Here is a 25,033-nt window from a genome sequence, read left to right on the forward strand (position 1 = left end):
AGCATATCGGGGTGGTGTTTACCTCACAGATGTTTTTCGCGCAGGCTGCGTTTATCTGTTTTCCCAACACTGGTTTTATCAATGCTATCGACAAATTTAAATCGGGTCAGCACCACCTGTTTGGAGATCACCCCGGTATCGGTATATTCATGCAGCAATGCCAGTAATTCCTTTTTCCCCGGTGGTGTTTCCAGATCCGGCTTGAGTACCACCAGGGCCAAGGGTCGTTCGCCCCACTTTTCGTCGGGCTGGGCAATAACCGCCACTTCGGCCACGGCCGGATGATGGGAAAAAATATCTTCGAGCTCCAGTGAGGAGATCCACTCGCCGCCGCTTTTGATCACGTCTTTAGTGCGATCGGTAATTTTCAGATAGTTTTTAGTATCGCGGGTGGCTACATCGCCGGTGTGCAGATAGCCGCCCTGCCACAACTGCTCAGAGTTGCGGGTATCCTTGAGATAGCCCTGGGTTAACCACGGCGCACGCACAACAATTTCACCTGTGGAGACACCGTCGCGGGGCACTTCCTGCATCTGTTCGTCGACCACCCGCACATCGACCAGCGGCATGGTGCGGCCGGTTTTGCAGCGAATTTCCGCCTGGGCATCATCCTCCAGCTCAAGCATCTCAGCGTCGAGATGCGCCAAAGAGAGAATCGGACAGGTCTCCGACATGCCATAGCCGGTGAAAAGATCAATCCCGCGTTGCATCGCTTCGAGACACAGACTACGCGACATGGCCGAACCACCGATAATCACTTTCCAGTGACTCAGATCCACCTGGTCGACATGGGAACTTTTCAACAGCATATGTAGAATGGTTGGCACACAGTGGGAAAAAGTCACCTGCTCCCGATCGATCAGATCCAACAGCACCTCTGGAGCATAGCGCCCCGGATACACCTGTTTGACTCCCAGAGCCGTGGCCACATAGGGCAACCCCCACGCGTGCACATGAAACATGGGGGTGATCGGCATATAGACATCGCCTTGGTGGAGTCGGCCCTGGTGCTGCGGTGTCCCGAGGGCGGCAAGGACGCCCATGGTATGCAGGACCAGCTGACGATGGCTGAAGTACACCCCCTTGGGCAGGCCGGTGGTGCCGGTGGTGTAAAAGGTGGTCGCCCGGGTGTTCTCATCAAAATCGGGGAATTCCGCGTAAGGCGAGGCATCAGCCAGCCATGATTCGTATTCAGCCGTAAACGGTATCGAGCTGTCCAGCGCCGCCGCGCCATCGTTGAGGAGAATATAATGATCCACCATATCGATGCGCCCCTTGATCTGTTCAATGATCGGCACAAAATCACGATGGACCAGCAATACGTTGTCTTCGGCATGGTCAATGGTGTAAAGAATCTGCTCAGCAGAGAGTTTGACATTTACCGTATGCAACACCGCACCAATCATCGGCACGGCAAAAAAACATTCCAGATACCGGTGGCTATCCCAGTCCATCACGGCCACCGTGTCACCGGCCTTGACTCCGGAAGATAACAAGGCGTTGGCCAATCGGCACACCCGCTCATGCAGATCACGATACGTATAACGCAACTGGTCGCGGTAGACGATCTCCTGTTGTGGATGATGCACCAGTGGCGATTGCAACAGATGTTTGATCAACAAGGGATACGTGTAAGCTGATTCGGTGCGGGGGATGCGATGATCACTCATCATTGAGTACTCCTGATTGTTTTGAAGGGGATTGGTGTCGACCAAACGAGCTGAAAACAGCAATCGCACACAACCCACTGAAGATCTGCAGGGCGATGTGCATGCTTTGAATAAACAAATCCTGGGTCTGCGGGGTGATTGGCTGGCCAGCCATCTGCCAAGAAAAAATCACTGTGACAATGGTCATACTGCCCATCATACCGAGCGTGCGCATGCTGGCGGAAAATCCGGACGCCACGCCCAGATCACGCTCAGCAACACTGGTCATGATCACCCGCGTGTTCGGTGAGGAGAACAGGGCAAAGCCAAGCCCCAGCACCACCAGGATCACCACAATAAAAGACAGCGGCGAGACCGCCGTCAAGGTCGCGGCCATGCCGATACCCAGCGCACACAAGGCCATGCCTGCCGTTGCCACCCAGTCTGCGGGATAGCGATCGGACAGTCTCCCACAAACCGGCGAAAACAGCGTCTGCACTAAGGGTTGGATAATCAGGACACCGCCCGCCTCATGCGGCGCAAAACCGAGCACCACCTGCAAAAACAAACTGAGGAAAAAGGTCATACTGAAGGTTCCGGCATAGTTGAACATGGCCGCAAGATTACTCAAGGCGAACACCCGGTTGTGCAGCAGCAAGTCCATATTCAGTAGCGGAAAGCGTCGTTTTGTCTCAAACCACAGGAACAGAACCACCCCGCAAACGCCACCCGCCAGCAACACGCGAAACAACACCCCTTCGGCAAGATGAGTGGCCCCGACAACCAGAGAGGCGATAGACACGGCATAAATCAGCCAGCCCTGCCAGTCAAACGGCTCCCCCGCCGCACCGACCCATTCATCACGCAACAGAAGTGTGGTGGTCAGTAACGCTGTGAGCCCCAAAGGAATACACAGATAAAAGATTGATCGCCAGCCGAGAATTGATACCAGAGTGCCGCCGATAAACGGCCCGCAGGAGATCCCAGCATAGACACTGGCAACGGCAATGCCCAGGGCTTTGCCCCGATCTTTTTCCGGGAAGACCGCCACAACAATCGCCATGGTCGTTGCCATGACCATGGCGCCGCCCATGCCCTGAAAAAACCGCAGACCAATGACAACATCAACCGCCCAGGCCTGCGAGATCAAACCACCAGCCAGGGTAAACAGGCCAAGACCGATCTGAAAGATTTTGCGGCGGCCGACAATGTCGCCAAGTCGGCCCATGGCCAGTAAAAAAATCGATGCCGAGGCCACATAACTGGTCTCAATCAGGCCAAGCTGTACGGCGCTGGCATGGAATTCCCGGCCAATGACCGGCAACGCCACACCCACGGCCGACATCATAAACGGCATCAGGAAGTGCGCGACGCACACCACACTCAGGGTAGCAAATCGCAAATTTTTCTCGGCCATAGCGTCCTCTAATACAAAACCATCGTGTCGTAATACGCCAGGCACACCATCGATAATTCAACAGGATAGGTTATCGTTTCAATACGCGCCATCCGGTGAAGGTTAAAGTTACCCAGCAAATGGCGTATCCTATCATGAGGTCGATAAAGTTGCCATACAGCCGATAGCACGGCAAAACAAGACAGGACCATTAAAATAAGCACAAGTTCCTATTTTTTTGCCATACTCATACACATCGTTAACACTTTTATCGATCAATGGGATCTCCCATGTCTTTTTTAACAACCAAACTTTTGCGCACCATGATCCTGGTGAGTCTCTGGATTTCTTTATTGATCCCCGGCGGACTGCATGCCCAAGAGAAGCACCATAATATTCTGGTGCTTCACTCCTACCATGCCGGGCTGGTGTGGACCGATGGTCTGCAAAAAGGTCTTGAACAGTACTTTGCCAACAGCCCCGTGCCGGTCCATCTCTATGTGGACTACATGGACACCAAGCGCAATCCTGGTAAAGAATACCTTCAACGGTATTCCACCCTACTTCAATACAAATTACGTAACCTCGACTTTGATCTGATTCTGGTCACGGATAATGATGCCTACAACCTGGCAGTACAATACCGTGACGATTTGTTCGCAAGCCGCCCCATCGTCTTTTGCGGCGTCAATGATTTCCATCCGGAAAAGTTTACCGCAGAACAGAATATCACCGGCGTTGCCGAGGACCTCAGTGTCGAAGAGACTCTGGATGTCGCTCTGAAACTGCAACCCAACAGTAAGGAACTGATCTTGATCGGCAGCCGTCTTGGTGCCACGGACCTGGCCATCAATCAGGATATCGAACGCAGCCTGCGCCGCTACGGCCATGGCCTCAAAATCACCACATGGCGTGATATCCCCATTGAAAAGCTGCAGAAAAAGGTCGCCACACTCAAACCCGGACAACTGATTTTCCTCAGCAGTGTGTTGACCCGCCGCGACGGGACGGTTTTATCCTTTCGTGAATCAATAAAAGCATTACGCTGCAACTGTCCGGTACCCATCTACAGCTTCTGGGACTTTTTTCTCGGTTATGGCCTGCTCGGCGGCAAGCTGATCAGTAGCGAAGCACAGGGCCGGGAAGCAGCCCGCCTGGCCGAGAAGATTCTCTCCGGAGTTCCGATCAATCAGTTACCCGTCATCACCGGCGACGCCAATGTGTATCTGTTTGACGATGTCGAACTCAAGCGCTTCGGTATTTCAGCCAGTCAACTGCCAGCCTCCAGCCAACGCATCAATAAACCGGCCGGGTTCTATCCGGTGGCCAAGCAGGATTTCTGGCTGCTCGGTGTTGCCGGGGGGCTGCTGCTGGTTCTGATCGGTCTGTTGCTGTGGAATCTGCATATCCGTAAAATTGCCGAACAGCTCATCTACGAAAAAGAGGAACGACTGCGTCTGGCTCTGGATGGCTCTCAGGACGGTTTCTGGGACTGGGACGTCTCGACAGGCAGCAATATCGTCGATGAACGCTGGTGCCGCATGCTCGGCTACGAACCCGATGAGATAGAACACCACATTGATGTTTGGGAAAAACTAGTCCACCCGGATGACATGAAAAAGACCCGCCCGGTTCACGAACGCTGCATGCGTGGCGAGATCTCCCACTTTGCCACAGAATTCCGCATGAGAACCAAGCAGGGCGGCTGGAAATGGATCCTCGGTCGCGGCATGGTGGTCAGTCGCGATCAGCAGGGCAACCCACTGCGTCTGACCGGAACCCATAAAGATATCTCGCAGCAAAAAAACACTGAACACGCCCTGAAAAAAGCCCTTCAGGAATCGGAGGAGGCACGCAATAACATCAACGCCATCCTCACCTCGCTCACCGACGGGATGATCGTTTCCAACCGCGACCACCACATCACCATGATCAACCGTGCTGCACAAAAGTTACTGGATGTTGACGAGCACCAGGCCATCGGTCAGCTCGTTGAAACCATTGTCGATGGCCAGGTGTTCAGCGATGAACTCGGCTCAATCCTCTCCCAGGAAAAAACAACCACAACCATTGACGTGGAAATGATGGATCAATCCCGCCAGGAGATGCGTGTGATTCAGGCACGCTTTTCTGCCATTTATGACAACGAGTCAATCCCCAGCGGCGCCATTACTCTTCTGCAGGATGTCACCCGCAGTCGTGAAATGGCGCGGCTGAAAAGTGAATTTATCTCCACAGCAGCCCATGAGCTTCGCACCCCGCTCACCGCGATGCTCGGTTTTTCTGATCTGTTGCTGGAATCACCGGATATTTCCGCCGAGGAACGCCGGGAATATCTGCAGATCATCTCCAGTAAGTCCGAGAGCCTTGCCGCCATCGTCGATGACCTGCTTGACTTGAGTCGCATTGAATCCGGTCGCCTGATCACCCTGGATCAAAAGCAAATCCCTCTGCAGCAAACCCTGGTCGGCCTTATCGAGCAATATCGCGACAGTTGTCCGGACCATCAATTCATCACCCACCTCAACGACATCGACAGTATGTTGTACATCGATGAGAACAAGATGGCCCAGGTCATTGAAAACCTGCTCAGCAATGCGGTTAAATATTCTCCCGAGGGAGGCAACATTAGCATTGAGACCCGACGGGAACCGGACGGCTTTTTACTGACCATCGCCGATCAAGGGATCGGCATGACTCCGGCTCAGGTGGAACGGATTTTCAACAAATTCTACCGTGTCGATGGCACCAATACCGCTGTTGGCGGACTGGGACTGGGCATGTCCATTGCCAAACACATTGTAGAGGCCCATCAAGGTGAAATCTGGGTGGAAAGCACCATCAACCAGGGCACCACCTCCTATGTGCGACTGCCCCTGTCCGACCTCTCATGATCCGAGCCCTCAACACACTTCTGCTCTTTGCAACACTTGCCGCTCAACTCTGGATTTGTTCCGCGGTTTGGGCCATGGAACCGTCAACCCTGATGCGGCCCCACCGTTATGACACAACCTTGGCAATCACGGGCTGGTGGATGAGTGAAAAACTTGACGGGGTACGCGGGTATTGGGACGGCGAGCAGTTGTGGTCGAAAAACAGCCATCGGCTTCACCCTCCGCAGGAATTCATTGAGGATCTACCGCCTTTTGCCGTTGAAGGAGAGTTGTGGGCGGGCTGTGGCCGCTTTGAAGACACCGTCAGCATTGTCATGCAGGACCAACCGCATTCGGGCTGGTTAACTTTACAGTTGGCGATCTTTGATGTTCCGCAAGAACAAGGAACGTTTCAACAACGCATTGGCAAAGCACAAAATTGGTTTCAACACCATCCATCGCCTTACGCCCATGTCATCCCGCAGATTCCGATTCAATCGGTTGGCCACATGGAAGCGGAACTGGAGCGCATTGTCCAATCGGGCGGCGAGGGGTTGATCGTCCGCGACCCGCTGGCCAGCTACGAATCGGGACGCAGCCATTCGATTCTTAAAGTCAAACGTTATCAGGATGCCGAGGCAGTGGTCGTGGAACATGTGCCGGGAGCAGGGAGAAACCAGGGGCGACTAGGTGCGTTGCTGGTAGAGCGGCAAGACGGCGTGCAGTTTAAAATCGGCAGTGGTTTCAGTGATGCAGAGCGGGAGCATCCACCCGCCGTCGGCAGTGTGATCACCTATAAATTTTATGGGATGTATCAATCGGGGCTGCCGAAGTTTCCGGTTTATTTGCGGCAGCGGTTGGATGCGGGGCTGTGAGAGAGTCTTTCAATGTGGCACTTCAAAACGATTCAAGATCAAAGTCAAGGTCGCCGGGACTCGCCCCGGCAGGCGACATCCTTTTGACTTGCCGCTCAAAAGGATGCAAAAACCGGCTGAACTTCTCCTGGACCTGGATTAACCTACACTGAGTCTGTTTCTGTTATGCATTGCAGGTTCGGCTTGCCTCCCTTTAGCTCGGCAAATCTTGCAACCATCATCTTTGGCGTAAAACGTTGATAACTATCCTGTGTCTTTCCCTATCTCTTCCGTGGCACGAGTTAAACGGGTGGCCGGTGGCCACCCTACAGAAGTGTGTTATTTAGCACCCAAGCCCTCCCGTACTGCAGCGCCGAACACAAGGAGCGTCGTCGTGATGGTTTTCGGCAAACTGTTTGAGCGTCAGCGAGTTTTTGCCGATATCACGGCGTAAGCGACTGAAGTGAGGGGACTCGAAGAGCGCGAAGCCCGGGAGTCGTTTTTGCGGTACTTTTGTCGACGCAAAAGTGCCCCGACGTGCGGGCGCGGAAGCCCGCGTCACGTGCGTACCATCAAGGCAAACGGATGAAGATGGCCGGAGCAAGCAGCCTTATCTCAGGAACCACTTACTTCCGTTTAAAACTTCTGCGGCAACGTAATACACAAACACTCCGCCTCAGCAAAAACCGTCTCCCCCTGCACCAGGCGTCCCTGGACCTTGATCTTACGCCCTTCAGCAGAAAGTACCGTGCTCACTACAGTAGCGACCGTTCCCAGCGGCAGCATGTTACGGAAACTGACATTGAGATTACCAACAACGATGCCATAACCGGCGGTCCAGGCCGCGAGACCGAGCACCTCGTCAAACACGGCGGCCATGGCCCCACCGTGGGAATGTCCCGGAGGACCTTCAGTTTCCGGGCCGAACCAGATCCGCGCCCGCAACTCCCCTTCGGCATTGCGGTAATAGCGCACTCGGTAACGATTGCCATCCGGCTCACCGGAGACAAAACGCAACGACGCCCCAACCAGCGACGGCGCATCAAACGGGGTCCAATCGTCGTCGCCGCTGAGATCGACGCACGACGACACAACAGATGGTGTCTCTTCCATGATAGAACTCCTTGAAAAATCCGGATTGCTCCCAGTCAGGGAAAACCGGTGGTCTAAGAATGTTACTGACGGCTCAACCGCCACTGAGGGGCGGTTCCGGGTTCCGTGCTGCGCCAGGGATTGATATCCAGGCCACCACGGCGGGTATAACGGGCGTAAACCGTCAGGGATTGCGGATGACAGTAACGCATCAGATCTGCAAAAATCCGCTCCACGCACTGCTCATGAAATTCATTGTGTTGCCGAAACGAAATCAGATACGCCAACAGCGCCCGACGCTCAAGACGGCCACCGCGATACGAGATCCACACACTGGCCCAATCGGGCTGCGACGTAATCAGACAATTGCTTTTAAGCAGGTGACTGTAGAGGGTTTCCTCAACCGGGTCGGCTGAATCTGCGGCATCGCGCAGCAGATCGGCATTGAGCTGATAATGTTCCACATCGAGATCGACACTGTCAAGACATTCACCCGGCAAGGTCTGCACCTGCCACAGGCTCTGATCATCGAGGGAAGATAGCTCAACCGTTACTGAGCTGCCGCTGGCCTGGCTCAAATCGCGTTGCAGACAATCGATCACCGCCTGTTGATCATCAAAGCGGGTCTGGTTGAGTGAGTTGAGATACAGCTTGAACGATTTGGACTCGACCAGATTGGGTGACTGACAGGAAAAACGGAACACAGCCAACGCCACCACCGGCTTACCCTTGCGGTTGAGCCATGACAATTCATAGCTGTTCCACACATCTTCGCCATAAAACGGCAGCGGCTCACTGATGCCCAGCTCATCGCGCTTGAGATGACGCGGCACCGGGTACAACAGTCCAGCATCATACTGACTCGGGTATTCGGTGGTCTTGCCCAGCGGAATTTCGGTTAAATCGCTCATGCTCTGTCCTTATCCAAAAAAGCCCTTCACACATCCACACTGTACAGCCACAGGGCAAAGCATCATAGCATGTTGCTGTTTTTTTTAAAGTACAACCCTGAACTGTGCATTTGCACCTTTTCCAAAACCAGCCTCAGGAGTACAACTGTTTCCACCCTGTAACAATAAGTTACGCAACACCCCCTTGAATTTACGCCATTGCATGATTAGCGTGAACCCTGACCTGCAGCATTCTGTGTAACTATGGAGAATAATTCATGGAAACAATTCAACAGCACTTGGTTCAGCTCAGTCAGCGCCTTGATCAGCAGATCATCGGCCAACCTCTACTGATTGAACGCCTGCTGATCGCCCTGCTTGCCGATGGCCACCTGCTGGTGGAAGGCGCTCCCGGTCTGGCCAAAACCCGCGCTATCCGCCTGCTGGGTGATCATCTTGAAGGCAGCTTTCACCGCATTCAGTTCACCCCTGACCTGCTGCCCGCCGATCTGACCGGCACTGAGATTTACCGCCCCCAGCAAGGCCAGTTTGAATTCCAGCAGGGCCCGCTGTTTCACAATCTGGTGCTGGCCGACGAGATCAACCGTGCCCCGGCCAAGGTGCAGTCGGCACTGCTCGAAGCCATGGCCGAGCGCCAGATCACCGTGGGTCAGACCACCTATCCGCTCAAAGAACCGTTCCTGGTCATGGCCACCCAGAACCCCATTGAACAGGAGGGCACCTATCCGTTGCCCGAAGCGCAACTCGACCGCTTTCTGCTCCATGTGATGATCGACTACCCCAACGCCGAGGCCGAACGGCAGATCCTCCAACTGGCCCGTCGCGAAGCCGCTCATGTCCCGGAAGCGCCGCTGGAGCAACTGACCCGCAGCCAGCTTAAGCAAGCGCGGGCCGCGGTTCTCGATGTCTATCTGGCCGATGCTCTGGAAGAATATCTGCTGCAGATTATCCTTGCGACACGTGATCCGCGTGCTTATGGCGACGATCTGGCCGGGTGGATTCAGTACGGTGCTAGCCCGCGCGCCACCATTGCTTTGGACCGCTGTGCCCGTAGCCGCGCCTGGCTGCAGGGACGTGATTTCGTCACTCCCGAAGATATCCAGAACCTGGCTTACGATGTGTTGCGCCACCGCATTCTGCTCACCTACGAGGCGGAAGCTCAGGGCATCACCGTGGATCAATTCGTGCGACAACTGCTGCAACGCATCCCGATCCCTTAATCATCAACTGTTGCTCATCGTCGTTACTGCACCATTCTTGCGTCAGGATCATCATGAAACCTGATTTGGACATGAATTCACGCATCACCATTACCTTGCCGCAACTGATCGCCTTGCGCGAACAGTTGGAGGCCAGTGTGCGCCGTCCGGCCTTGAGTCGTGCCCGACTCAGCGGCAGCTACCGTTCCCAGCAGCGCGGACGCGGTATGGAGTTCGCCGAAGTGCGCAGCTACCAGAACGGTGATGATATCCGTACCATTGATTGGCGGGTCACGGCACGCACCGGCAAACCGCACACCAAGCTGTTTCAGGAGGAACGGGAGCGGCCGGTGCTGGTAGCCCTTGATTATCGTCGCCCCATGTTCTTTGCCACCCGCGGCTGTTTCAAAGCCGTGCAGGCCTCCCATCTGGCGGCCCTGATCGGCTGGCAGGCGCACAAAAACGGCGATCGCCTTGGCGCGTTTCTGTTCTCAGAAGAGCGCCATGTTGAGCTGCGCCCGCAGTCCGGCAAACGTGGCGTGCTGCGGCTGCTGCAACAGATGGTCAACGCTCCAGCCTGGCAACGCCCGGCCCATCAACCGTTTGCTCCGCAGCAACGCCTGTTCAACACCCTGATCCGTTTGCGCCGCGTTGCCCGCCCCGGCAGTTTCGTCACCCTGATCAGCGATTTTTCCCAGTGGGACCATCAGGTCGAGGAACAGTTGATCCTACTGGCACGCCATTGTTCGTTAAGGCTGATTTTCTGCTACGACCCGCTGGAAGCCTCTCTGCCGCAAAACGGCTGTTATCCGATCAGCGATGGTCATGACCAGGGTCTGCTCAACAGTGACGACCACAGTTTTCGTCATCACTATCAGCAACGCTTCACCGACCACCTTGATGTACTGAGCCAGTTTTGTCAGCAACAGCGCGCCAGCCTGCTGCTGTGCGCCACCACGGACCAGCCCATGGACTGTCTGCGCGGCACCGGGCATGGTCGCGACAACGGAGGCCGCTCATGAACCCGGCGGCGTTGCAATTACGCGACATCCACCTTCCTGCCCCGATAAGCTGGTGGCCGCCGGCACCCGGCTGGTGGGTGCTTGTTGGCTTGTTCATCATGCTGGTGGTTATCGGAGCCTGGTGGCGTCACCGTCATCAGTGCCGTTATTACCGCCGCATCGCCCTGAGTCAACTGGCCGAGCTTGAAGAGCGCTGTCGCCAAACACCGCAAGAGGTGGCATTAATCCCCGAGCTGTCACGCCTTCTGCGCCACATGGCCATCCTCCATTATCCATCTCACAACTGCGCTGGACTTGAGGGGCAGCAGTGGCTGACATTTCTCGATCAGCCCTTTGACGATGCCCCCTTCACCACCGGTGTCGGCCAGGTGTTGGCACGGGGACCGTATCAGCGTCAGGAGCAACTGGAATATCCAGATCAGCTGATCAGCCTGTGTCGCCGCTGGATCAACCACCTGCCAGCCGTCAAGCCACGGAGGATGCCATGATTGCCTTTGCCTGGCCATGGGCGCTGGCCCTGCTGCCACTGCCTTATCTGGTTTATCGCCTGGTTCCACGCGCCCGGCAAAACAATGACGCCGCGTTATGGGTGCCAACTCTGTCGCCCTATCAGGGCGCATCACAGCACAGCGGCGTCAAACCGCAACGGCGCTGGCTTAAGTGGCTCACTATCCTCGGCTGGGTGCTGCTGGTGCTCTCCTGCACACGTCCGCAATGGCTCGGAGACCCCATTGAACTGCCGGTCAGTGGCCGCGACCTGATGTTGGCAGTGGATCTGTCGGGCAGTATGCGTACCGATGATTTCCAGCTGTCCGGGCGTTCCGTTGATCGCCTGACCGCGCTCAAAGCCGTGGCCGGAGCCTTTATTGACCAGCGCCAGGGCGATCGTATCGGCCTGATTCTGTTTGGAGAGCAGCCCTACATTCAGGCACCACTGACGTTTGACCACAACACCGTGACCCGACTGCTTCATGAAGCCGTCGTCGGCCTGGCCGGCAACAAGACCGCCATCGGCGATGCCATCGGCCTGGCCGTGAAGCGACTACGCAAGGATCCCCAGGCAAAAAACGTGCTGATCCTGCTCACCGACGGCGCCAGCAACTCGGGCAGCCTTGACCCGCTCAAAGCAGCGAAACTGGCCGCGCAACGCGGGTTAAAAGTGTACACCATCGGTATCGGTGCCGAAGCTGTCGAGGTGGGGTCGTTCTTCTTCAAACGCACGGTCAACCCGTCTCTTGATCTGGACGAAAAAACCCTCAAAGCCATTGCCGAGACCACCGGCGGCCGCTACTTCCGCGCTCGCGACACCGAAGAACTGGCGCAAATCTATCAACAGCTCGACCAACTGGAACCGGTGGAGAAAGACAAACAAGTTTATCGGCCCTACACGGATCTGTATCTCTACCCGCTGGCAGCGGCACTGATAACCGCACTGCTGATTGGCGCGGCACATGGCCGGGAGGAAAGAGCATGATCGACACCTTCCATTTCATCCGACCGCTCTGGCTCGTGGCCTTACCCCTGCTATGGTGGGTGTGCTGGTGGCTGCAGCGCCGTCGTCAACGCAGCGGCTGGCAACAACAATGCGACGCCGAATTGCTGCCCCATATTCTCATCGGCACCGCAGCCCGGCGCAGCTCCCTCCCTATCCTTCTGTTGTGGCTGACCGCGACCTTGGCACCCATTGCCCTGGCCGGACCAACCTGGCAGGAGCAACCACAACCGATTTTTCGCCAGCAATCCGCGCTGGTTATTTTACTGGATTTGTCCCAGTCGATGAATGCCGCCGACCTCAAACCAAACCGGCTGACTCGGGCACGGCTGAAAATCACCGACCTGCTGCGCGAACGCCGCGAAGGACAGACCGCCCTGATCGCCTTTGCCGCCGATGCCTTCACCGTTGTGCCGCTGACTGAAGACACCCACACCATCACCGCTCTGCTCAACAGTTTGCAGCCTGAACTGATGCCGGCACAAGGCAGCCAGCCCCAGCGCGCAATCAACCTCGGGGTACAACTTTTTCAGCAGGCAGGTGCCAAACAAGGCTTGCTGCTACTGGTCACGGATGACGATACTCCACAAGCCGCAACGGCGGCGGCGAACGCCGCCCAGCAGGCGGGCTATGCTCTGTCCGTGCTCGGTATCGGCAGCAAAGAGGGAGCCCCCATCCCCCTGAAACAGGGAGGATTTGTCAAAGATGCCAGCGGCCAAATGGTGCTGCCGCGTCTCAACAGTTCGGCACTCAAGGATTTGGCGCAAGCCGGAGGTGGCCTGTATCACGACCTGACCATCGACAACCGCGACTTGGATACGCTGCTCAGCCGCCTGGCAACCCGCACCGAAGATCCGCAACAGGAGTCCAGTCACTCAACCACCAAACGTTGGCAGGATGAAGGACCGTGGCTGCTCTGGCCCCTTGCCGTCCTTGTGGCCGCAGGCTTTCGGCGTGGCTGGCTGCTGATGCTGTGCCTGCTGGTGTGGCTGCCGCAACCGGCCCACGCTCTGCAATGGAAGGAGCTATGGCGCAACGACAATCAACGCGGCCAACAGGCCTTCGAACAACAGGATTATGCCACCGCCGAAGAGCAATTTGATGATCCCGCCTGGAAAGCATCGGCCCTCTATCGTCAGGGGAATTTTGATCAGGCCGAGAAACTGTGGCAGGACAACGATACGGCTGATGCCTGGTACAACCGTGGCAATGCCTTGGCCAAATCGGGTCAGTATCAACAGGCGATTAACGCCTATGAAGAAGCCCTGCAGCGCGCTGCCGACCATGACGATGCCCTGGCCAACAAAAAGGTGGTTGAAGAGTTCCTCAAGAATCAACAGGATCAACAGGATCAACAGGATCAACAGGATCAACAGGATCAACAGGATCAACGGGATCAGCAGGATCAGCAGGATCAGCAGGATCAGCAGGATCAGCAGGATCAGCAGGATCAGCAGGATCAGCAGGATCAGCAGGATCAGCAGGATCAGCAGGATCAGCAGGATCAGCAAGATCAGCAAGATCAGCAAGATCAGCAAGATCAGCAGGATCAGCAGATGCAACAAGCGATGGCATCGGAATCCGACAATCAGGAGGATTTCACCGAGGCCCAGAAACAGCTGCTGCGCCGCATTCCGGATGATCCAGGCGGTCTGCTACGACGTAAATTTTTATACCAATACAACCAGCGCGATCAGCACACTTCGGGAGAGAAACCATGGTAGGACGGTTGTTACTGACACTCGTGCTGCTGTTATGCACCTTGGGCAGCAGTTGGGCGGAAATCTCGGTCTCGGCATCTCGCAACCAGCTGAGCATCAACGACAGCCTGGTGGTGGAGATTGTCCTGTCCGGCGACAACGACGGTGACCCGGACCTGGCCCCGTTGGAAAAAGATTTTGAAATCCGCGGTCGTTCACAAAGCTCGCAGATTCAGATCATCAACGGCGAGATGAACCGTAGCACCAAATGGTCGTTATCGCTTACGCCCCGCCGCAGCGGTACCCTGACCATCCCGCCGCTCTGTTCCGGGCAGGAGTGTTCACAACCTGTGAGCGTCACAGTCATGCCGCAAACTGAGCAGGATGTGGCCAATGCCGATGTTCTGGTTGAGGTGGAAAGTCAGCCGGCTGAGCGCACCGTTGTCCAGGGGCAAGTGCTTTACACAGTACGTTTACTGCTCCGCCAGCCGGTGGCCCAGGCCAGCCTCAGTCCGCCGCAACCGCAGGGCGTGGAAACTCTGGTGCAGAAGCTTGGTGAAGACCAGCGTTCCGAAACTTACCGCAACGGTTGGCGCTATCAGGTCATTGAACGTCACTACGCACTGTTCCCCCAACAATCGGGGAAACTCCACCTGCCGCCATTAGAGTTTGAGGCTGTGCTGCAGAACGGGCGCAATCCGTTTGATCTTCAGAGCCGCATCATCCGCCAGCGCAGCAACAGCCTGGATCTGCAGGTGAACCCACCTGCCTCTACCGAACATCCTTGGCTTCCAGCTCTTGGCTTACGTCTCGAAGATGATTGGCAACAGCAGCCGCCGACGCTCACAGTCGGCGAACCAGCGACACGCACCATCACCGTCCGCGGAGCCGGAGTCACAGCAGCTCAATTGCCTGAATTCGCCTTGAAAGTCCCACAAGGGTTTAAAAGCTATCCAGACCAGCCCGCGCGCGAAGATGTCAGCAGTCCCACCGGCCTCAGTGGTGTATTGGTGCAAAAAGTCGCCGTGGTGCCCACTCATGCCGGACGTTTTGAGCTGCCACCACTGTCCCTCTATTGGTGGGATATCACGGCAGCACGCTGGCGCGAGGAGACCTTGCCCGCCATCAGTGTCGATGTGCTGCCGGCCGAGCGTCAGGCAACAGCACTGCCCGCCCCATCGGTGCTTCCCGACCAGGAGCCACCAGCGCCGTCGCCGGTCGCACCCAAAAGTGTTGCTGAACAAACGTTGCCAACTCCGCAGCCACAAAACACAATTGATCGAGAACAGCCATTGTGGTGGCAGTGGACAACCGCGGCCTGTGCTGTCGGATGGCTGATCACGGCTGTGCTATGGTGGCGACAACGGCGCCAAAAGCAACCCACGGCAGCGACACCACCTAGCGTCACCATGCAGAGTCCATCTCAGGGAGGCAAAGCAGCCGTTGTCAAAGCGGCGCAGACGAATGACGCTCGTGCAACCTATGATGCGTTATGTCAATGGGGACAACACCTTGCTAGCGGACATGTGACAGGAGCCGACTACTGGCAGGAGTGTGGTGATGCGCAGGTCGCCGAGGAGGTTCTCCGGCTGCAACGCTGCCTGTACGCAGACAATCACGAAAGCTGGCAGGGAGGTGCCCTGATTGACGCGTTGAAGCAATGGACACCGACCAGCGCAGAAGAATCTGCGACAAAATTGCCGAGTTTCTATCCGCAAAACCGACCTTAAACAATATGGTGGGCAGGATTATAAATCTTCATCGTTGCGTGCAGAGGCCATATCGTCAAGGAAGCGGGAAAACGCATCGAGGGGAACCGGAGGACTGATGTAATAGCCCTGGATGTAGTCACAACCGAACAGGGTCAGTTTTTCCAGGTGTTCCAGAGTCTCGACACCTTCGGCGACAACTCTGCGGTTGAGCGCTTTGGCCATGGCGATAATGGACTGAACCAGATTTTCGTCGTCGCGATGGATGAGCATATTCTGGACAAACTCTTTGTCGATCTTGATCTCTTCACAAGGCAGCCGCGACAAATACGCCAGAGAGCTATAGCCGGTGCCGAAATCGTCGAGCGCCACATGCACGCCTAATTGGCGAATCTGGCGCAACACCATAACCGCAGTTTCAAAATCAGCAATCAGCACCGATTCAGTGATCTCGATTTTCAGCAGGGACGCATCCAGCGACTGGTGCGACAATGCCTGCTGAAGCTGTTCAACAATCGGACTGTACAGCAGTTGCTTGGCACTGATATTTACGGCGACCTGCATGGGAGTGTGGCGCTGAAGGTTCAATTGGCTGATATCCGTCAACGCCCGATTGAGGACAAACTGGCCCAGTGCCTCAATCTGACCGCTCTCTTCAGCAACTTCGATAAATTCATCGGGACGTACCGGACCCAGTTCCGGGTTGTTCCAACGCAACAAGGCTTCGCAACAGGTCACCTGGTCGGTTTGCGGTTGATACAACGGCTGATAATAAACCGTCAGCTCCTCCCGCTCCAGGCCCTTTCTCAATTGGTTTTCTACCAACAGCCGCCGCTGCGCCTGCTCATTCATCTCGGCACTGTAGAACAGAAACTCGCCACGTTTGACTGTTTTCGATTTATACAAAGCCAGATCGGCACAACGCAGCAGGGCTTCAGCATTATCGCCATCGTCGGGATACACGCCAACGCCGATACTGGTGCCGAGGTTGATTTCGTAATGCTCGATGGTCAGGGTCTTTTGTGCGGCCTGTAAAACGTTTCGGACAACCTGCTGAATCCCACGATGGTCAGCAAGCTGCGGTGTGATAACAATAAACTCATCGCCACCTTGACGGCCGACCAGGTGACATTGAGGATTTTCGCTGAGATGCTGGGCCATTTTCTTCAGCGCTTCATCACCGATGGCATGACCGAAATTATCATTGATCCGTTTAAAGTTATCCAAATCAAGAAACAGCACAGCAAAGCGATGACGCGTCACCTCGCACTCAGTAATCGTCTGAGAAATCTCCTCGTAAACCATGCGCCGGTTGGGCAAGCCAGTCAACGCATCATGAGTGGCCTGAAACAGGATCTGCGTCTGGGTGCGTCGGTACAGATTGGAGATATAGCGAAAAACAACAAAACATAACAGATTGACAGCCAATAACGCGCCCAACACCGGCAATGAATTCTGCAACCAGGCTCGATACAGCAGATCCAGCGGCTCTTCAGTCACAATGTACAGACCATATTTTTCAATGTAGGACACTAGGCAATGGTAGCCTTTATTGATCTCAACCAGCTGATCCGGCTGTAATCGATAGCGGCGCAGCGCCTCAAGGGTTTCGTCGTCCAGTGACTGCAAAAACACGTTACCGGGGTCGTCGTCCAGAGGGTTGCGGGCAACGATATACCCATCCTTTTCCCGAATCACTTGGGTCACCAACCCCTCCTCGAGGGCACCATGGTGCCAGAGTGATGAGCGATCCGCCAAAGCCAGCCCGGCAATCATGACATGATGCACCTCATGAGTTTTCGGGTCCCGCAGGGCAACACGCATTGGCAAAACCCACCGGCCTAATTCCGGCATGAAATAGGTTCGCCCCAGAACGAGATAATCTTGTTCAAGAACCTCCAGATAACCGGCCCGACTCTCCTCCTTTTTCAGCAGATTAGGCAGCGGCACACCGGGAGGAATTGTTGAAACCAATAACAGTTGGCCGTCAGGACGGGCAATCCCGAATCCACCCAACCCCTTGTTGATGGACTTCATCGACTCAATGGAATTGCGGCCATTTTCCGGATTTTCATCCACACCGGCTTCAACCAGGCGGTTGCCGGCAATCCGCAACAACGATTCATATTGTTGCAGGGTCAGCTGAGTATCTTGGACTTCGAGGTGATTGAGATAGGCAAGGCGCTGGCGGTGTTCGGTGAGCGTGGTCTGGTAACTGTTGGCGAGAAAGACAATCGCCGCCAATAAGGCAATGACCACGAAAAACGCTAAAAAATAGCGTACCGGCTTCAGCGACAGTTTTTCCAGAGTCTTCGTTGAACGAAAACGTTGCACGGGCAGTACCTCATGAGAATTCACGTATTTAGGAATACTAGCCTACAATTAGAGAGTTGGCTAGTAACGATAGAAAAATCTGTTCTGTGCTGAGGTGGCAACTTTTTCCTGAAGGAGAAGACATCCCTGCTGAAGCGATTTTGATTGCGAAATAACTCGAAGATAAAAAATAGGAACCACAGCCATCACGGCTGAAGGGATTGCGGTTGGCGAACGCGGGCTTGTTCCAATCAGTTTTTGGGGTCAGGTGACATTCTGTGAACACTGAGGACGCCAGAGAAAATGGAGGGGGAAATTACTTTATTGGTTACTGTTTCTCATCACGCAGCGCAGTAAAAGACGTTACAGTGCCAGACGCTCGACGCGACAACCGGCAGCAATCTGCCGTAGCTGATCAAAACAATCACGCAGTGATTCCTGGCGGGCCAACTCACACTGTTCCTGAAGCACGGCATCAAGGATGTCGTCCGAGGTCAGGGGGTTGGCCAGAACAACGCGGAACACGGTAATGGTTTCACCGTGATAGCGGGCGGGCTCAAGGCGGGTACGCGAAACAAAGGTTTTCCCTGCCTCGCGCTGTTCTTTCTGGATCATCTGGGTGATTTGGTCAAGAAGGATGTTGATCTCCTTGACGGTTTCTTCGGGGGCCTGAGCCATCACGCGCTGTAACCATGACGGATTATAGCGATAGGTGAGGATATTGAGTTCCGGCGGTGTCACCAGTTCAAAATCGTCATGGGCGACAATGCGATCGGCAAACCCTTGCGCGCGGGCAATGCCCTGATCAATCAACAGCTCGTAACCACGGCGGCCGATGATCGACAAACCGGCATGGACCAGCAAAGCTTTGCCGGGACGGGAACCCTCCAACGTGTGGCTACCGAGGTCTTTAGACCCATGGCGCAGGATATAGGCGGCATGATGCTCTATGGCAGACAACGCCGCCGGATCTTTGAACAGCACCATCCCCGCGCCCATCGGCACATAAAGTTGCTTATGGGCATCAATGGTCACTGAATCGGCGCGTTCAATACCGCGCAACCGCCAGCGATGCGTCTCGGAAAACAGAGTCGGACCGCCCCAGGCGGCATCCACATGAAAATGGCAACCGAGTTCCTCGGCAAGATCGGCCATCTCTTCGAGCGGGTCGACATTACCGGTTTCAGTGGTTCCGGCAATTCCCACCAGAGCCATAACCCGTTTGCCTTCGTTTTGGACCCGGTAACAATGGTTGCGCAACTGCCGCATATCAACGCGACTGTTGTCGTCGGTATCAACGGCAATCAGATTGTCGCGCCCCAATCCGAGCAGATCAACGGCTTTGCCCAACGAGTAGTGGCCACGTCGCGAGGCCAGAACCACCAACCCTTCACAGTTGAGATGCTTAAGTGCTGCGAACAACCCCTCTTGGGCAATCCCCTGAAAGTCGCCATCTGGACCACACAACTGGTTACGCGCCGTCCACAATGCGGTGATATTGGCAATGGTACCACCGGAGCAGAACGCACCGAGTGCGCTCTGACTGTCGTGAATCCAACGCTGATAAAACGCATCATCATGGTTATAGATCAACCGGTTAAGCATGGCCAGAACCTGCCGTTCCAGTGGAGTAAACACTTTGGACGTCTCCACTTTGACCAGATTCTGGTTCAGAGCGATCATGATCCGCGACAGCGGCAACATGAAATAAGGCATGGCCGAAGTCATGTGGCCGATAAATCCCGGCGACGCGGTATGCACGGATTGGGCAACCAGCTTTTTTTTAACAAACTCGGTGTAATCGGAAACAAAGGTGGGCTGCTCGGGAATCGCGGTATCGACGAAATCGCGTTCGATCTCTTCAAGGTCACGTTCCAAAGCAACGATATGTTCTTGGAGAAATCCGGCAAGATTGTCAGTAATCGCCTGATCAATACTGCCTAACGTCGAGTCAGGAGCTTCCGGAATGGTAAAAATCCGGTAGAGATTTTTCAGGTTCGCTTGTGCATTATCTGTCATCGCAATTATTACAGCGGACGCGTCCTTGAGTTGACAAGAACAATGAACGCCCGAAATCCGTATCCCTGAAACAGATCAAATCATCAAATAAAAAAGCCAGCGTTTCTGTATACAATTACCTCTTCCCCGCTGTCAAATTGTAATTCCTTACCACTTATCGCACAACGCCTAATTCCACATTGTCCGAAAAGAGAACGTTTTTTTACCACGCCACCGGGCGCTCCCCACAAACTCCTCACATAAAACAGGTCATGGCATAGCACCCTGAGCGTAAAAAAGGCCCATATCTCCAGCAGATGTCGCGTTGTCTTTTCCAAAAACAACCACAATGCCCCACCCTGTCACATCAAAAATATTAATACCTGCTTTCATAAAATCTTAACTTTATCCTTTCATGTTTATTGTGAATCCAATAATATACGTAAAACACGTTAGAAAACCATCTTTCCGGACTCCGTTGGCTCCCCTCTCCACAGTGTCCATCAAGTCTCCCGTGAGGCTCTGTCATGACGTTACACAGCGAACTGGACTACCACTGGGTCATTCTGTGCGCCTTCCTGGTTTTTATGATGCAACTGGGTTTTGCCATGGTAGAAACCGGCTGTGTCCGCTCGAAAAACACCATCAATGTCGCCATGAAAAACCTGGCTGACGCGACATTTGGCTTTATCTTTTTCTGGCTCATCGGCTATGGATTGATGTTCGGCCGTGACCTTAGCGGTCTTTTGGGAACATCTCATTTCATGATTGATGGCACAGACTTTTCCCAAAGTGCCTTCTTTTTCTTTCAGGCTATGTTTGCCACAACCTCTGCCACCATTGTCTCGGGAGCGGTTGCCGAACGGATGAAATTCAGCGGTTATGTCATTACCGCCATCATTGTGACATCGTTGATCTACCCGTTGTTCGGCCATTGGGCCTGGGGCAGCGGCGGTTGGCTCAAGGAGATGGGATTTGTCGATTTTGCCGGATCAACGGTGGTGCACTCCATGGGTGCCTGGATCGGCCTGGCAGGTGCGCTGGTTCTCGGACCGCGGTTGGGGAAATTCCATCGCGATGAAGTCCGCATTTTCGCGCCGAGCAATCATAACTTTATTGTTTTCGGCGTGTTTGTTTTATGGTTCTCCTGGTTTGGCTTCAACGCAGGCAGCTTACTGTCGTTTGCACCCTCGGTCGCATCGATTTTGATGAACACTCTGCTCTCCGGTGCCACCGGTGGCATCAGCGCCTACCTGATCAGCCTGCTTTTTACCCGCCGAGTTGGTGTCGAGCTGTTCAGTTTCGGCATCATTGCCGGTCTGGTCGGCATTACTGCGGGTTGCGCTGAATTCACCGCTCAGCAATCGGCCTGGGTTGGTTTTGTTTCAGCCATTGTCATGTTCCTTGCTGATCGTGCGTTATTGCAACTGCGTATTGATGATCCCCTCAGCGTGGTGGCAATCCACGGATTTACCGGCGTCTGGGGTACACTGGCCGTTGCGTTTTACGCTGAACTTCCAGCAGGACTCAGTCGGGGTGACTATATCCAGATCCAGGCCACTGGCGTTATCGCGGCATTTGCTCTGGCATTTTCCAGCGGCTTGGTCGTGTTTATGCTGCTCAAGAGCTTTGCCGCCCTGCGCGTGTCACGGCGCCACGAGGCCTTGGGACTCAACGTTACCGAGCACCAGGCCCGATTGCCCTGGGTGGACACGATTGAGAGCATTATTAAAATCATGCGCTCCGGCAATCTGCATAAAAAAATTCACGAGGAACGCGGTACTGAAGTAGGTGTAGTCGCCCGCTTTTTCAACTACCTGCTGATCCGCCTGCGCGACCGCCAGGTGGAACTGGTTGCCTCAAACAAATCCCTGCAATCCCAAGTTTATTTTGACCCCCTGACCAAGGTATATAACCGCCGCGGCGCACTGGAAAAGATTCGTCGTCAGACCCCAGCCACCCCGATGTCGGTCATTATAATCGACATTGACCATTTCAAAACCATCAACGACACCTACGGCCATGATGTGGGTGATGTCGTCCTTAAAGAGCTGGCCGAATTAATTCAACAGCTGATCCGCAATCAGGACCTGTTTGCCCGCTGGGGCGGTGAAGAATTCATTCTGTTGTGCGAAACATCGATACTTGATGAAGCACGACGCATTGCCGAGAAACTACGCTCCAGCATTGCCGCCTATCCATTCACCACCGTTAACCACCTCACCTGCTCCTTCGGTGTCTGCTCACCGGAGCGACCAGACCAGCCATTCGATGCGTTGTTTAAAGATGCCGACGAAGCATTGTACCGCGCCAAGGAACTGGGACGTAACCGGGTGTGTTGCAGCTGACCTAACAAGCTGCTGCTCCCCATGAACGCGCGACCTGAATTGAGTACAGGTTTTCATGCTCTTGATGTTGCCAACAACACGAAAATTGCATTTCCGGCGCGCATCGTTGCAGATGCCTCCGCATGAGACGTTCTCAACCTCCTGATAAGCCCCTCTGTCACAATAGCCTCGTTATTCTGTCTTGCATTGTGCGTATTCTTGACCACAATAGAGTCCAGAACTGAACTTTTTTCCGGGAGGCCACCATGAACCTTCGCACTTTAATCGGTATTTTTCTCACCAGCTCCCTTATTCTGCATATAACTATCACCTCGTTATGTGCACAGCAGACCGAAGAAGAATCGATCAGCCCGCAGATGCGCAACAACATCCAGCAAGGATATCGGGACATCACATCGTTTTCCCGTGAACAGCGTGATCAGGCCGTAACCAGTGCCCGCCGCGAATTACACGAGCTTGATCAAAGCATTGACCGCCTGCAAAATGATCTCGATCAGCAATGGGACACCATGAATGCCGCAACACGGCGCGAAACCCGTCAATCGTTGGCGTCGCTACGCCGTCAGCGCAATGAGGTGGCTCAATGGCTTGGTGGACTGCGTTACAGCTCCAAAGAGACCTGGGACGAGGTCAAACATGGATTTAACGACAGTTTCGATGATCTAAAGAATGCCTTCAGTGAAATGCGCGATCACTTTTCCTCTGCCGAATGATCCCCTGAACCAGCCGTTTGCTATTTATCGATGACTGTCTACACTTAGGGAAAAAGGGAGGACAGCATGGATCAACGTGTCGTTATTATCGGTGGAGATGCGGCGGGCATGAGTGCCGCATCAAAGATCCGCCGCGAACAGCCCGATCGCCCAATCATTGTTGTGGAACGTGGTGCTCATACCTCTTACGCTGCCTGCGGCATGCCTTACTACATCGGCGGTCTGATTGAAAACTCAGATCAACTCATTGCCCGAACCCCGCAACAATTTCGTGACAAGTACCAGATTGACGTACGCACGCGCCATGAGGCCATCCGTCTCGACCCGGCGGCCAAAAGGGTGCTGATCAGGGATCTTAACACTAACGCCGAAAGCTGGTTGAACTATGGCGAGCTGCTGTTGGCCACGGGAGCCTGCCCCTTTTGCCCAGAGGTTGACGGACTGGACGCCCGAGGAATTTTTGGTCTTTCGACTCTGGAAAGTGGCTTACGGGTTCATGACGCTCTCAAACGGGAACAGCCGCAAAAAGCCGTGGTTGTCGGTGGTGGTTATATTGGTCTGGAGATGGCCGAAGCTCTGATCCGTCAAGGACTGGATGTTGCCCTGATCCAACGTGGGCCCCAGGTGATGGCAACCCTTGATCCTGACATGGGTGAACTGGTGTCCAAAGCGTTACGCCACATTGGTGTTCAGTTGCACCTCAATGAGGAGTTTTCCCATTTCACCGTTGAAAATAATCGTGTCAACGCAGTGGTAACCAACCAACGCAGCTTGCCCGCCGATCTGGTCATTCTCGGTATGGGCGTACGCCCCAACTCTCAACTGGCCGCTGAAGCCGGACTTCGTTTAAGCCACAAACAAGCCATTTGGGTTGATCAGACCATGCGCACCAGTCATGACCACATCTGGGCAGCCGGCGATTGCGCGGTCAGCACACACCTGCTCACCGAAAAGCCTGTCAATATTGCCCTCGGCACCATTGCCAATAAACAAGGCGTGGTGGCCGGAACCAACATTGCCGGGGGTAACGCCCGTTTCCCCGGTATTGTCGGGACAGCGGTCAGCAAAATCTGCGCTGTCGAGGTTGCACGAACCGGCCTGCAGGAAACAGAGTTGCATCACCTTGATATCGACTATGCCACGGCAACCATTAAAAGCCGTACCCGGGCTGGTTACTATCCGCAGGCGGGAACCATTCATGTCAAAATGCTCGGTGAAAAAAAGACCGGGAAACTCCTCGGCGCACAGATTGTCGGCTTCGAAGGGGCGGCTAAACGCATTGACATCCTTGCCACGGCCCTGACAGCACAAATGACCGTGGCCAACATCATTGACCTGGATCTGAGCTATGCACCGCCATTTTCCCCGGTATGGGACCCGGTGCAGACAGCAGCGCGGAAACTGATCAAGGCATTGTAGCTCGCAACGTCACTCAACCATCTGGGGCAAATATCTTCACACTCCTGCCTGGCTCTTGCTTTTCCAAAAATAAAAAGTGGCGGATGACACCACCACTTCGACCATTGTATTAAATCATCCCAGCAGAGTTATCTGCTCACGTCTGAAGACAGTAGCGCCCGAGACGAATCTCTCGTTAAGGGCTTTGAGCTCACCGTTGTTTCCCCCTGAGCACCGCCGGAAAAATTAATTACCGCAAACAGGAAAAAACCCATACATTCCACACCAGAAATCTATAACTATTTAATTTTAGACATTTTTTTCAACACAAACACCTTCTCTTTCCTTTGCAACCCTTCCCACAGA

General features: G+C 54.6%; 18 protein-coding genes. 11 read left to right on the forward strand and 7 right to left on the reverse strand.

The window, feature by feature from the left end:
• Window positions 1-23: 23 nt before the first annotated feature.
• Both DACE_RS00670 and DACE_RS00675 read right to left on the reverse strand, forming a co-directional pair.
• Window positions 24-1,670: a fatty acid--CoA ligase gene (locus DACE_RS00670; RefSeq protein WP_040365852.1), complete on the reverse strand. Its 1,647-nt coding sequence runs from the start codon at window positions 1,668-1,670 to the stop codon at window positions 24-26.
• Window positions 1,663-3,066, reverse strand: coding sequence for an MFS transporter (locus DACE_RS00675; protein ID WP_005997508.1), 1,404 nt, complete (start codon window positions 3,064-3,066; stop codon window positions 1,663-1,665). Before DACE_RS00675 ends, DACE_RS00670 begins: the two co-directional genes overlap by 8 nt.
• Before the next feature lie 269 nt (window positions 3,067-3,335).
• On the opposite strand from DACE_RS00675, the gene DACE_RS00680 reads away from it, so the two are divergent.
• Entirely contained in the window at window positions 3,336-5,939 is a 2,604-nt protein-coding gene (locus DACE_RS00680; protein ID WP_005997511.1) for an ATP-binding protein, read from the forward strand.
• Window positions 5,936-6,793 carry a DNA ligase gene (locus DACE_RS00685; RefSeq protein ID WP_040365807.1) on the forward strand — a complete coding sequence of 286 codons (858 nt, stop codon included), beginning with the start codon at window positions 5,936-5,938 and terminating at the stop codon, window positions 6,791-6,793. Before DACE_RS00680 ends, DACE_RS00685 begins: the two co-directional genes overlap by 4 nt.
• Window positions 6,794-7,408: 615 nt before the next feature.
• Here the strand turns inward: DACE_RS00685 and DACE_RS00690 are convergent.
• Both DACE_RS00690 and queF read right to left on the reverse strand, forming a co-directional pair.
• Window positions 7,409-7,885: a PaaI family thioesterase gene (locus DACE_RS00690; RefSeq protein ID WP_005997515.1), complete on the reverse strand. Its 477-nt coding sequence runs from the start codon at window positions 7,883-7,885 to the stop codon at window positions 7,409-7,411.
• Window positions 7,886-7,947: 62 nt separating this feature from the next.
• Entirely contained in the window at window positions 7,948-8,775 is an 828-nt protein-coding gene (queF, locus tag DACE_RS00695; protein ID WP_005997516.1) for an NADPH-dependent 7-cyano-7-deazaguanine reductase QueF, read from the reverse strand.
• A gap of 257 nt (window positions 8,776-9,032) precedes the next feature.
• Between queF and DACE_RS00700 the strand changes: the two genes are divergently transcribed.
• Genes DACE_RS00700 through DACE_RS00725 form a run of 6 tightly spaced genes read left to right on the forward strand, consistent with a single transcriptional unit; the run spans window position 9,033 to window position 15,918 of the window.
• Window positions 9,033-9,995: an AAA family ATPase gene (locus tag DACE_RS00700; RefSeq protein WP_005997517.1), complete on the forward strand. Its 963-nt coding sequence runs from the start codon at window positions 9,033-9,035 to the stop codon at window positions 9,993-9,995.
• 53 nt (window positions 9,996-10,048) lie between these two features.
• Window positions 10,049-10,996, forward strand: coding sequence for a DUF58 domain-containing protein (locus tag DACE_RS00705; RefSeq protein ID WP_005997518.1), 948 nt, complete (start codon window positions 10,049-10,051; stop codon window positions 10,994-10,996).
• Window positions 10,993-11,484, forward strand: coding sequence for a DUF4381 domain-containing protein (locus DACE_RS00710; RefSeq protein ID WP_005997519.1), 492 nt, complete (start codon window positions 10,993-10,995; stop codon window positions 11,482-11,484). The genes DACE_RS00705 and DACE_RS00710 overlap by 4 nt, the downstream gene beginning before the upstream one ends.
• Window positions 11,481-12,470 (forward strand): vWA domain-containing protein, encoded by a 990-nt coding sequence (locus tag DACE_RS00715; protein ID WP_005997520.1) that lies wholly within the window; start codon window positions 11,481-11,483, stop codon window positions 12,468-12,470. Before DACE_RS00710 ends, DACE_RS00715 begins: the two co-directional genes overlap by 4 nt.
• Window positions 12,467-14,212: a vWA domain-containing protein gene (locus tag DACE_RS00720; RefSeq protein ID WP_005997521.1), complete on the forward strand. Its 1,746-nt coding sequence runs from the start codon at window positions 12,467-12,469 to the stop codon at window positions 14,210-14,212. The genes DACE_RS00715 and DACE_RS00720 overlap by 4 nt, the downstream gene beginning before the upstream one ends.
• A complete protein-coding gene (locus DACE_RS00725) occupies window positions 14,206-15,918 on the forward strand; it encodes a BatD family protein (RefSeq protein WP_005997522.1) in 1,713 nt (570 codons plus the stop codon). The genes DACE_RS00720 and DACE_RS00725 overlap by 7 nt, the downstream gene beginning before the upstream one ends.
• An 18-nt stretch (window positions 15,919-15,936) precedes the next feature.
• Here DACE_RS00725 and DACE_RS00730 read toward each other — a convergent pair whose 3' ends face one another.
• From DACE_RS00730 to DACE_RS18760, 3 genes are all read right to left on the reverse strand, one after another.
• Window positions 15,937-18,231, reverse strand: coding sequence for a putative bifunctional diguanylate cyclase/phosphodiesterase (locus DACE_RS00730; RefSeq protein ID WP_005997523.1), 2,295 nt, complete (start codon window positions 18,229-18,231; stop codon window positions 15,937-15,939).
• 342 nt (window positions 18,232-18,573) lie between these two features.
• Window positions 18,574-20,229: a pyridoxal-dependent aspartate 1-decarboxylase PanP gene (panP, locus tag DACE_RS00735; RefSeq protein ID WP_005997525.1), complete on the reverse strand. Its 1,656-nt coding sequence runs from the start codon at window positions 20,227-20,229 to the stop codon at window positions 18,574-18,576.
• 249 nt (window positions 20,230-20,478) lie between these two features.
• On the reverse strand, window positions 20,479-20,601 hold the full coding sequence (locus DACE_RS18760; protein ID WP_272940840.1) for a hypothetical protein: 123 nt from the start codon (window positions 20,599-20,601) through the stop codon (window positions 20,479-20,481).
• Window positions 20,602-20,735: 134 nt separating this feature from the next.
• Between DACE_RS18760 and amt the strand changes: the two genes are divergently transcribed.
• The 3 genes from amt to DACE_RS00750 all read left to right on the forward strand — a co-directional run bounded on the left by amt (window position 20,736) and on the right by DACE_RS00750 (window position 24,688).
• Window positions 20,736-22,556, forward strand: a complete 1,821-nt coding sequence (gene amt / locus DACE_RS00740; RefSeq protein ID WP_005997526.1) for an ammonium transporter — start codon at window positions 20,736-20,738, stop codon at window positions 22,554-22,556.
• Window positions 22,557-22,801: 245 nt separating this feature from the next.
• Window positions 22,802-23,269, forward strand: coding sequence for a sll1863 family stress response protein (locus DACE_RS00745; RefSeq protein ID WP_005997527.1), 468 nt, complete (start codon window positions 22,802-22,804; stop codon window positions 23,267-23,269).
• A gap of 66 nt (window positions 23,270-23,335) precedes the next feature.
• Window positions 23,336-24,688 (forward strand): FAD-dependent oxidoreductase, encoded by a 1,353-nt coding sequence (locus DACE_RS00750; protein WP_005997528.1) that lies wholly within the window; start codon window positions 23,336-23,338, stop codon window positions 24,686-24,688.
• Window positions 24,689-25,033 lie beyond the last annotated feature (345 nt).

It is taken from the genome of Desulfuromonas acetoxidans DSM 684 (genome assembly GCF_000167355.1).
In the GTDB taxonomy this organism is placed as follows: Bacteria; Desulfobacterota; Desulfuromonadia; order Desulfuromonadales; family Desulfuromonadaceae; genus Desulfuromonas; species Desulfuromonas acetoxidans.

Coding starts and splice junctions, on each gene's coding strand:
- DACE_RS00750 (WP_005997528.1), top strand. CDS start 23,336: ATGGATCAACGTGTCGTTATTATCGGTGGAGATGCGGCGGGCATGAGT.
- panP (WP_005997525.1), bottom strand. CDS start 20,229: ATGACAGATAATGCACAAGCGAACCTGAAAAATCTCTACCGGATTTTT.
- DACE_RS00685 (WP_040365807.1), top strand. CDS start 5,936: ATGATCCGAGCCCTCAACACACTTCTGCTCTTTGCAACACTTGCCGCT.
- queF (WP_005997516.1), bottom strand. CDS start 8,775: ATGAGCGATTTAACCGAAATTCCGCTGGGCAAGACCACCGAATACCCG.
- DACE_RS00700 (WP_005997517.1), top strand. CDS start 9,033: ATGGAAACAATTCAACAGCACTTGGTTCAGCTCAGTCAGCGCCTTGAT.
- DACE_RS00725 (WP_005997522.1), top strand. CDS start 14,206: ATGGTAGGACGGTTGTTACTGACACTCGTGCTGCTGTTATGCACCTTG.
- DACE_RS00705 (WP_005997518.1), top strand. CDS start 10,049: ATGAAACCTGATTTGGACATGAATTCACGCATCACCATTACCTTGCCG.
- DACE_RS00680 (WP_005997511.1), top strand. CDS start 3,336: ATGTCTTTTTTAACAACCAAACTTTTGCGCACCATGATCCTGGTGAGT.
- DACE_RS00675 (WP_005997508.1), bottom strand. CDS start 3,066: ATGGCCGAGAAAAATTTGCGATTTGCTACCCTGAGTGTGGTGTGCGTC.
- DACE_RS00690 (WP_005997515.1), bottom strand. CDS start 7,885: ATGGAAGAGACACCATCTGTTGTGTCGTCGTGCGTCGATCTCAGCGGC.
- DACE_RS00715 (WP_005997520.1), top strand. CDS start 11,481: ATGATTGCCTTTGCCTGGCCATGGGCGCTGGCCCTGCTGCCACTGCCT.
- DACE_RS00670 (WP_040365852.1), bottom strand. CDS start 1,670: ATGAGTGATCATCGCATCCCCCGCACCGAATCAGCTTACACGTATCCC.
- DACE_RS00710 (WP_005997519.1), top strand. CDS start 10,993: ATGAACCCGGCGGCGTTGCAATTACGCGACATCCACCTTCCTGCCCCG.
- DACE_RS00720 (WP_005997521.1), top strand. CDS start 12,467: ATGATCGACACCTTCCATTTCATCCGACCGCTCTGGCTCGTGGCCTTA.
- DACE_RS18760 (WP_272940840.1), bottom strand. CDS start 20,601: ATGAAAGCAGGTATTAATATTTTTGATGTGACAGGGTGGGGCATTGTG.
- amt (WP_005997526.1), top strand. CDS start 20,736: ATGACGTTACACAGCGAACTGGACTACCACTGGGTCATTCTGTGCGCC.
- DACE_RS00745 (WP_005997527.1), top strand. CDS start 22,802: ATGAACCTTCGCACTTTAATCGGTATTTTTCTCACCAGCTCCCTTATT.